The sequence below is a fragment of the uncultured Bacteroides sp. genome, from assembly GCF_958445495.1.
Taxonomy (GTDB): domain Bacteria; phylum Bacteroidota; class Bacteroidia; order Bacteroidales; family Bacteroidaceae; genus Bacteroides.
Genome location: NZ_CAUCSQ010000086.1, coordinates 1 through 9,370, shown reverse-complemented (window position 1 = coordinate 9,370; position 9,370 = coordinate 1). Strand labels below are relative to the sequence as shown.

Here is a 9,370-nt window from a genome sequence, read left to right as displayed (position 1 = left end):
TCTTGGGTGACACTCGTACTTCTATCTTCGACGCTAAAGCAGGTATCGCTTTGACAGATACATTCGTTAAGGTAGTATCTTGGTATGACAACGAAATCGGTTATTCCAACAAAGTGCTCGACCTGATTGCTCACATGGCATCAGTGAACGCTTAATCGGAAGCCTGGACAATATAAGAAACCGCTGCGGGAAACCGTAGCGGTTTTTTTATGCATTTCATTTTATATATTGTTAAAAAGCAAACTGTTATCGGCTGAATAAGCTACAATTTTAGTAGTTTTGTGACTCTGTGGAGAGATTATTAATAACATTGATACTTGTTTGCACTATGAACGATATAACAAATGCCCTGAATCCTTTCTTCGAACGTTACGGGACACCGCATGAAACGGTTCCTTTTAACCGGATTAAGACAGAACATTACGAGCCTGCCATCCGGGAAGGAATCAGACGGCAGAACGAAGAAATAGACGCTATCGTGCAGAACCCGGAAAAGGCCGGTTTCAGCAATACAATCGAGGCTTTTGAAGAATCGGGCGAATTGCTGGACAAGGTGACCTCCGTATTCGGCAATATGCTAAGCGCCGAAACGAATGATGATTTGCAGGCTTTGGCACAGAAAATAATGCCGCTGCTCAGCGAGCACAGCAACAACATCACGTTGAATGAGAAATTATTCGCCCGCGTAAAAGAAGTATATGCCCGGAAAGAGACGCTGCAACTGACACAAGAGCAAAGCCGGTTGCTCGAAAACACGTATGACAGTTTCGTACGCCACGGCGCTAACCTGGAAGGGGAAGCCAGGGAGGAATATCGCAGGCTGACTACCGAACTGAGCAAGCTGACGCTCGATTTCAGCGAGAACAACCTGAAAGAAACGAACCGTTACCAGATGTTGCTGACGAAAAAGGAAAGCCTTGCCGGACTGCCGGAAATCATTGTGGAGGCCGCCGCCGAAAAAGCCAAAAGCGAAGGGAAGGAAGGATGGGCGTTCACTCTGCATGCTCCCAGTTATGTCCCCTTCATGACATACGCCGACAACCGCGATTTACGCCAGAAGTTATACATGGCCTACAATACGAAATGCACTCACGATAACGAGTTCAACAACATCGGTATCGTAAAGGAAATCGTGAATATACGCATGCAAATAGCCCGGTTGCTGGGATACCGGGATTATGCGGAATATACGCTGAAGAGAAGGATGGCTGAAAACAGCGAGGCCGTATATAAACTTCTCGACCAGTTGCTGGAGGCTTATACTCCTGCCGCCAGGCAGGAATATGAAGAGGTGCAGGAGCTGGCACGCCGGGAGCAGGGAGACAGCTTTACAGTAATGCCGTGGGACTGGAGTTATTATTCAAACAAGCTGAAAAATAAGAAATTCAATATCAACGAGGAAATGCTGCGTCCTTATTTCGAGCTTGAACAGGTGAAAAAAGGAGTGTTCGGACTGGCAGAACGTTTATATGGCATTACCTTCCGCAAGAATACCGAGATTCCGGTCTACCATGAGGAGGTGGAAGCTTATGAGGTATTCGACAGGGACGGCACGTTCCTGGCTGTTTTATATACGGATTTTCATCCCCGTCCCGGAAAACGCGCCGGCGCATGGATGACAAGTTATAAAGAGCAATGGAGGGACAGAAAAAACGGCGAGAACAGCCGTCCGCACGTATCGGTGGTGATGAACTTCACCAAACCGACCGAAAACAAGCCGGCTTTATTGACGTTCAATGAGGTGGAGACATTCCTGCACGAATTCGGCCACAGCCTGCACGGCATATTCGCCGATTCCACTTACAAGAGTTTGAGCGGCACCAACGTGTATTGGGACTTTGTGGAACTTCCCTCGCAGATTATGGAGAATTTCGCCATAGAAAGGGAATTCCTCAATACATTCGCCCGCCATTACCAGACGGGAGAAGTTTTGCCGGATGAACTGATAAAACGTCTTGTAGATGCATCAAACTTCAATGTTGCATATGCTTGTCTGCGGCAAATAAGTTTCGGCCTGCTCGATATGGCGTGGTACACGCGCAACACTCCTTTTGAAGGGGATGTGAAAGCTTATGAGCAGGAAGCCTGGAAGGAGGCGCAAATATTACCGGTAGTACGGGAAGCTTGCATGAGCACGCAATTTTCCCACATCTTTGCCGGTGGATATGCAGCCGGATATTATAGCTACAAATGGGCGGAAGTGCTGGATGCCGACGCTTTTTCATTATTCAAGCAAAAAGGGATATTCAATCAGGAAGTGGCGGACTCGTTCCGCAATCATATTCTGTCGAAAGGGGGGACGGAACATCCGATGACGCTTTACAAACGTTTCCGAGGACAGGAGCCTTCAATCGACGCCTTATTAATCAGAAACGGAATTAAAAAATAACAGTAAAGCAATAGAGTAGAGAGATATCAGGTATGAGAAAGAGTATAATCAAATTATTAGGAGCGCTGTTGTTGCTTCCTCTGTTTGCCGGGTGTAACGATTCGGACGATTTGCAAGGTATATTCACTGGAAAGACATGGAAATTGACCTACATCAATCTAAAGGATAAAGGCGGGTGGATGAATGGTTTTAGTGAGAAAAGCATCAAAATATTGAGTGAATATCAAGAATCTTATACAATAACTTTCACAGGAACCGAAGAAGATAACAGAATTTCCAATGGTGCTGTCAAAGGGAGAATTATCACTGCAGATTTTACGGGCACTTGGAGTGCTAATGGAAAAAACAATGAATTTCATGCTAGCGTTACCAATGTCAATGAGAATGATGATTTAGCCAAAGAATTTATAAAGGGATTAAACAATGCCTCTTCATACATAGGAGATGACAATGGGTTATTCTTATATTATAATCCGGCCGGAAGCCAGCAAACATACGTATTGGCATTTCATGTACAAAGATAGAAAATAATTAACAACATGGATACTGAAAAAAAACAATTAGAACTTGACAAACGTTACATACGCATGGCGAGCATTTGGGCGGAGAATTCCTATTGCCAGCGTCGTAAAGTAGGAGCTTTAATCGTGAAGGACAAAATGATTATCTCCGACGGATACAACGGGACTCCTTCCGGTTTCGAGAACGTATGCGAAGACGAGAATAACCTGACAAAACCGTACGTATTGCATGCGGAGGCAAATGCCATAACCAAAATAGCCCGCTCGAACAACAGCAGCGACGGCGCCACCATGTATGTCACCGCTTCGCCCTGCATCGAATGTGCAAAGTTAATCATACAGGCAGGAATCAAACGGGTAGTTTATTCCGAACATTACCGCCTGGAGGATGGCATAGAACTGCTGAAACGGGCAGGAATCGAAGTCATCTATACTGAACCGGACGAAAAATCCTCTCCGAATAAATAATAAGACGAACTTAAAAAAGGAATAGACATGAGTACAAAAAACTCTTCGCGTTTTACGCCTGTCATCATAGCTGTCAGCGTGGTAATCGGGATTCTTATCGGCACATTCTATGCCAAGCATTTTGCCGGTAACCGTTTGGGCATCATCAACGGTTCTTCCAACAAACTGAACGCATTGTTAAGAATCGTAGACGACCAGTATGTAGATACCGTGAATATGGCCGACCTCGTGGAAAAAGCCATGCCGCAGATTCTAGCCGAGCTAGACCCGCATTCAACCTACATTCCGGCACAGAACCTCGAAGAGGTGAATTCGGAACTGGAAGGCAGTTTCAGCGGAATCGGCATCCAGTTCACCATACAGAATGACACAATCCACGTGAACGCCGTTATCCAGGGCGGTCCTTCCGAGAAGGTGGGCCTGATGGCGGGCGACCGCATCGTGATGGTGGACGACAGTTTGTTTGTCGGCAAAAAGGTGACTAACGAACGTGCCATGCGCACGCTGAAAGGGCCGAAAGGTTCGCAAGTCAAACTGGGTGTCAAGCGTATCGGAGAAAAAGAGTTGCTGAGTTTCACCATCACGCGCGGAGACATCCCGCAGAATACCGTCGATGCCGCATACATGCTGAATGATGAAATCGGCTATGTCAAGGTCAGCAAGTTCGGACGTACCAGCCATGTGGAATTGCTCAATGCCTTGGCGCAACTGAACCATAAAAAGTGCAAAGGGCTGATTATCGACCTCCGCGGCAACACAGGCGGATACATGGAAGCTGCCATCCGCATGGTCAACGAATTCTTGCCCGAAGGGAAACTGATTGTATATACCCAGGGACGCAAGTATCCCCGCGCGGAAGAGTTTGCCAACGGTACGGGAAGCTGTCAGAAAATGCCGCTCGTCGTACTGATTGACGAAGGTTCCGCTTCCGCCAGTGAAATCTTTACCGGTGCGATTCAGGATAATGACCGCGGCACGGTGGTGGGACGCCGTTCTTTCGGTAAGGGACTCGTGCAGCAGCCCATCGATTTCAGCGACGGCTCGGCCATCCGCCTGACTATCGCACGTTATTACACTCCGTCGGGACGTTGCATCCAGCGTCCGTATGAAAGCGGCAAAGACCGTAATTATGAACTCGATTTATACAACCGGTACGAACACGGCGAATTCTTCTCGCGCGACAGTATCAAGCAAAATGAGAACGAGCTTTACTACACCAGCCTCGGACGCCCGGTGTATGGCGGCGGCGGTATCATGCCGGATATATTCGTGCCGCAGGACACGACCGGAGTGACTTCTTATCTTTCTACGGTAATCAACCGCGGGCTGACTATCTTGTTCACTTTCCAATATACGGACAACAACCGGAAGAAGCTCAGCCAGTATGAAACGGAAGAAGAGTTGCTGAATTATCTCCGCCATCAGGGGTTAATAGAGCAGTTTGTCCGTTTTGCAGAAAGCAAAGGGGTGAAAAGAAGAAACATCCTCATCCAGAAATCGCATAAGTTGTTGGAGAAAAACATCTATGGCAATATCATTTATAATATGTTGGGACTGGAAGCCTATCTTCAATACTTCAACAAAACCGACGCTACCGTAAACAAAGGTATCGAGATACTTGAAAAAGGGGATGCTTTTCCCCAGGCCCCGATAGCGGCGGAAGAGGAAGAAGAGGCTAAAGACAAAAAAGATGGAAAGAAAAAAAGAACTGCGCAAGCGTATCGCATCGTTGAAAACCCGGCTTTGCACGCCAGCTACGCGAGAGCTTCAATCAGCTAAGATACTTGCCGCCCTCGAAGCCCACCCGGCTTTCAGGGCGGCAAATACTGTATTGCTCTACCATTCTCTCGAAGATGAAGTAGACACGCATGCATTTATCAGGAAATGGAGCCGTGAAAAGCGGATATTGCTTCCGGTGGTTGCCGGCGACGATTTGGAATTGCGCATATACACGGGACCTGGCAACATGGTGACCGGAACGTACGGCATAGAAGAACCGGCCGGAGAGGTTTTCACCGATTATGCGGCCATCGGTTTCATTGCCGTCCCCGGAGTGGCTTTCGACCGGAAGGGCAACCGCCTCGGACGGGGAAAGGGGTATTATGACCGCCTTTTACCGCGCATTCCCTCCGCCTGCAAAGCCGGCATCTGTTTTCCGTTTCAATTAGTAGAAGAAGTTCCTGCAGAATCTTTCGATATCTGCATGGACATAATCATAACAATCGATGAGAACGAATTATCACACCCATACCACCCGCTGCCTACATGCGACAGGGAGTGACGAAGAATTTGTTTTAAGCGCCGTCAAAGGCGGTTATCAGGAACTGGGATTTTCAGACCATACTCCGTGGAAGTACCGCACCGACTATGTATCCGACATCCGGATGACTCCGGAAGAACTGCCGGACTACGTGGAAAGTATCCGGTCGCTGAAAGAAAAGTATAAAGACCGAATCAGCATAAAGATGGGGCTGGAATGTGAATATTTCCCGGAATATATCCACTGGCTGAAAGAAATCATCAAAGAATATAAGCTGGATTATGTCATTTTCGGAAACCATCATTTCCACACGGATGAAAAGTTTCCTTATTTCGGCAGGCATACCGATACGGCGGACATGCTCGAACTTTACGAAGAAAGCGCCATCGAAGGCATGGAAAGCGGACTGTTCGCTTATCTCGCCCACCCGGAACTGTTTATGCGTTCTTATCCCCGGTTTGACCGCCACTGCAAACTGGTGAGCAGGCATATCTGCCGGACGGCAGCTCGCCTGAACCTGCCGCTGGAATACAACATCGGTTATGAGGAATACAATGAGGCGCAAGGAATCGTTACCGTCCCTCATCCGGAGTTCTGGAAAATAGCTGCTGCCGAAGGGTGCACCGCCATCATCGGGGTCGATGCCCACAACAACCGCCAGTTGGAAAACCCGTTTTATTACGACCGCGCCAACGAGAACCTCCGGCAACTGGGCATAAAGGTGATAAGTAGACCGGCTTTCCTCAATGAAAAATAATGTTTGTAATCACAGTCGCGCCGACTTTCCGGTTCAATGCGCGCACCAATTTCTCACGTCCCATTAATAGTTCCTGGCGGAGGGCGGCAGAGGTCAGATGGACGTAGAGGGTCTGGTTGCGGATATAAAGATTGCTGGTATAATTGGCAGCCGGCCCCAATATCTGAGGCCATGCATCCAGCAGTCTTTGTTCGTTTAACGGAGATTCCAGGCTTTCCTGGCGGAGGAACTGTCTGATTAACGTCCCGATTTGTTCTGCGTCATTACGTTTCATCGCTCTGTCTCCATTTCATGGATTACTCCCTGTTCCACACGAAAAATCTTATAGTCGCTGCCTACCTTATGCAAGATACGGTCCAAGTGCTCGCGGTTCGTATCCGTAATGAATATCTGCCCGAACCGGTCACCCGCCACCAACTTCACAATCTGTTCCACACGCGAAGCATCCAGCTTGTCAAAAATATCGTCGAGCAACAGCAAGGGGACGGTCCTGCCGGTACGTTTCAGGAAATCGAACTGCGCCAGCTTCAACGCGACCAGATAGGTTTTATTCTGTCCTTGCGAACCTTCTTTTTTGATGGGAAACTCACCCAGCAGCATATTTAGTTCATCCTTATGGATGCCGCGCAGGGAAAATCCCATAATCTTATCCCGTTCCCGGCTTTGTTTCAGGACTTCCATCAGGGAAGCATCCCGCGCATGAGACTCGTAAGACAGTCCCACCGTTTCCTTATCCTGAGAGATAAAGGAATAAAACGACTGGAAAATAGGGATGAACTCTTCTATAAAAGCTTCCCGTTTCCGGAATACGACCTCACCCGCCTGCGCCATCATTTCCTCCCAAACCAGAAACAGCTCTTCTTCTACCGGGGATTCGCTTTTCAACAGGGTATTGCGTTGTTGAAGAGCTTTATTATATCGTATCAACGCTTCCAGATACTCCTTGTCATACTGGGAAATGACGACATCCATGAACCGGCGGCGTTCTTCGCTGCCTCCGGCAATCAATTCGGAATCGGCCGGCGAAACCATCACGAGAGGCAAAAAACCGATGTGGTCCGAGAAACGGCCATATTCTTTCTTATTCCGTTTGAACTGCTTTTTCGAACGGCGTTTCATCCCGCAATAAATCTCTTCGGGAGTTCCGTCTTCCGCCTCGTAAAACCCTTGAATGACAAAAAAATCCTGTCCGTGACGAATATTCTGGGAATCAACCGGATTAGCGGAACTTTTGCAGAAAGACAAAAAATACAACGCATCGAGCAAATTGGTCTTTCCCATCCCGTTCTGACCGAAAAAACAATTCAGCTTGGCGGAGAATCCGAGCTCTACCTGTTCCAGATTCTTATAATTCAATATGGATATTCGCTTCAGTATCATTATACACACGTTAATTTGTTCACAAAAGTAACAAGATTTTCGTGGTTTTCGAGTGTAAAATAAAAAAAGATGGCTCTAAATTTCATTTGTAGACATAAAAAAACTACTTTTGCGAGTCGAAATATCAAACAGTGAATAATAACAAAAAGAATCATATAAAAATGGCAGAACAAAAGAATCAGAATGAACATCTGAACGTAGAAGATGCACTGACACAATCGGAAGCATTTCTTATCAAGTACAAAAACGCAATTATTGGCGGTGTTGTTGCTGTGATTATTATTGTAGCAGGTTTTATCATGTACAAAAACCTCTATGCTGAACCACGTGAAGAAAAAGCACAGGCAGCTCTTTTCAAAGGACAGGAATACTTTGAACAGGATGCTTTTGAACAAGCTTTGAACGGTGACAGCATCGGTTATACAGGTTTCCTGAAAGTTGCTGATGACTACAGCGGAACAAAAGCTGCCAATTTGGCAAAAGCTTATGCTGGTATTTGCTACGCACAACTTGGCAAATATGAAGAAGCAGTGAAGATGCTGGACAGCTTCAATGGAAAAGACCAAATGGTTGCTCCGGCAATTTTGGGTGCTGCAGGTAACTGCTACGCACAACTTGGCCAATTAGACAAAGCGGCTTCTACTTTATTGTCGGCAGCAGACAAAGCTGACAACAACACATTAAGCCCGATCTTCCTGATACAAGCTGGTGAAATCCTGGTAAAACAGGGAAAATATGACGATGCTGTAAACGCTTACACTAAGATCAAGGATAAATATTTCCAATCTTATCAGGCTATGGACATCGACAAATATATCGAGCAAGCTAAATTGATGAAAAAATAATATACCATCTATTATATAAGGAAATCGAGGCACGGATTACACCGGATTAAGCGGACTATCTATTAAAACCGTGGAATCCGTGAAATCCGTGCCTTTCTTCTTAAATCTCTCATACTCTCAAATCTTCATTTTATAATTCTCAACTTTTAATTAACTATGGCAACAGCTTACCATAACTTATCCGAATATGATTTCAATTCCGTTCCGAATGCAGAAGCAATGAAATTTGGTATCGTCGTATCCGAATGGAATTTCAATATTACCGGTGCTTTACTGAAAGGCGCAGTCGATACATTAAAAAAACATGGAGCAAAAGACGAAAATATTCTGGTGAAAACTGTACCGGGAAGTTTCGAACTTACTTTTGGAGCCAACCAAATGATGGAAAATTGCGATCTTGATGCAATTATTGCAATTGGTTGCGTAATTAAAGGAGATACCCCACATTTTGATTATGTTTGCATGGGAGCAACCCAAGGAATTACCGAATTAAACGCAACTGGCGATATACCAGTTATTTACGGATTAATTACCACAAATACAATGGAGCAAGCAGAGGATCGTGCCGGTGGCAAACTGGGTAACAAAGGAGATGAATGTGCAATTACTGCAATAAAAATGATCGATTTTGTTTGGAGTTTAAATAAATAGTTGTATCTTTGCACCGCAATTGAGAAACAAACCTCCTCAAGAGCAAAAGGGCAAATACCAGAGTGGCCAAATGGGGCAGACTGTAAATCTGCTGGCTTA

10 protein-coding genes and 1 pseudogene are annotated in these 9,370 nt (G+C 46.1%); 9 read left to right on the top strand and 2 right to left on the bottom strand.

Annotated features, from left to right (window positions below; genetic code table 11):
- The 7 genes and pseudogenes from Q5076_RS17440 to Q5076_RS17410 all read left to right on the top strand — a co-directional run.
- Positions 1 to 155: pseudogene (locus tag Q5076_RS17440) on the top strand (type I glyceraldehyde-3-phosphate dehydrogenase); the annotation flags it as partial.
- Between the two features lie 173 nt (positions 156 to 328).
- Positions 329 to 2,389, top strand: a complete 2,061-nt coding sequence (locus Q5076_RS17435; RefSeq protein WP_303015045.1) for a M3 family metallopeptidase — start codon at positions 329 to 331, stop codon at positions 2,387 to 2,389.
- Between the two features lie 32 nt (positions 2,390 to 2,421).
- Positions 2,422 to 2,913 (top strand): DUF4847 family protein, encoded by a 492-nt coding sequence (locus Q5076_RS17430; RefSeq protein WP_303015044.1) that lies wholly within the window; start codon positions 2,422 to 2,424, stop codon positions 2,911 to 2,913.
- A gap of 15 nt (positions 2,914 to 2,928) precedes the next feature.
- Complete coding sequence (locus tag Q5076_RS17425; RefSeq protein WP_303015043.1) at positions 2,929 to 3,378, top strand: dCMP deaminase family protein; 450 nt, start codon at positions 2,929 to 2,931, stop codon at positions 3,376 to 3,378.
- A 27-nt stretch (positions 3,379 to 3,405) separates the two neighbouring features.
- Positions 3,406 to 5,157, top strand: coding sequence for a S41 family peptidase (locus Q5076_RS17420; protein ID WP_303015042.1), 1,752 nt, complete (start codon positions 3,406 to 3,408; stop codon positions 5,155 to 5,157).
- Positions 5,069 to 5,659 (top strand): 5-formyltetrahydrofolate cyclo-ligase, encoded by a 591-nt coding sequence (locus Q5076_RS17415; protein WP_303015041.1) that lies wholly within the window; start codon positions 5,069 to 5,071, stop codon positions 5,657 to 5,659. The genes Q5076_RS17420 and Q5076_RS17415 overlap by 89 nt, the downstream gene beginning before the upstream one ends.
- A complete protein-coding gene (locus Q5076_RS17410; RefSeq protein WP_303015039.1) occupies positions 5,604 to 6,395 on the top strand; it encodes a histidinol-phosphatase in 792 nt (263 codons plus the stop codon). The genes Q5076_RS17415 and Q5076_RS17410 overlap by 56 nt, the downstream gene beginning before the upstream one ends.
- Here Q5076_RS17410 and Q5076_RS17405 read toward each other — a convergent pair.
- Both Q5076_RS17405 and Q5076_RS17400 read right to left on the bottom strand, forming a co-directional pair.
- Positions 6,382 to 6,669 carry a DUF721 domain-containing protein gene (locus Q5076_RS17405; protein WP_303015037.1) on the bottom strand — a complete coding sequence of 96 codons (288 nt, stop codon included), beginning with the start codon at positions 6,667 to 6,669 and terminating at the stop codon, positions 6,382 to 6,384. The two genes, Q5076_RS17410 and Q5076_RS17405, sit on opposite strands and share 14 nt — an antisense overlap.
- The gene (locus Q5076_RS17400; RefSeq protein WP_303015034.1) at positions 6,666 to 7,775 is read right to left on the bottom strand and encodes a DNA replication/repair protein RecF; all 1,110 of its coding nucleotides are present in this window, start codon (positions 7,773 to 7,775) and stop codon (positions 6,666 to 6,668) included. The genes Q5076_RS17405 and Q5076_RS17400 overlap by 4 nt, the downstream gene beginning before the upstream one ends.
- A 161-nt stretch (positions 7,776 to 7,936) precedes the next feature.
- On the opposite strand from Q5076_RS17400, the gene Q5076_RS17395 reads away from it, so the two are divergent.
- Together Q5076_RS17395 and ribH are read left to right on the top strand one after the other, a co-directional pair.
- A complete protein-coding gene (locus tag Q5076_RS17395; RefSeq protein ID WP_004301767.1) occupies positions 7,937 to 8,620 on the top strand; it encodes a tetratricopeptide repeat protein in 684 nt (227 codons plus the stop codon).
- 156 nt (positions 8,621 to 8,776) lie between these two features.
- On the top strand, positions 8,777 to 9,271 hold the full coding sequence (gene ribH / locus Q5076_RS17390) for a 6,7-dimethyl-8-ribityllumazine synthase (RefSeq protein WP_004301766.1): 495 nt from the start codon (positions 8,777 to 8,779) through the stop codon (positions 9,269 to 9,271).
- Positions 9,272 to 9,370: the final 99 nt, after the last annotated feature.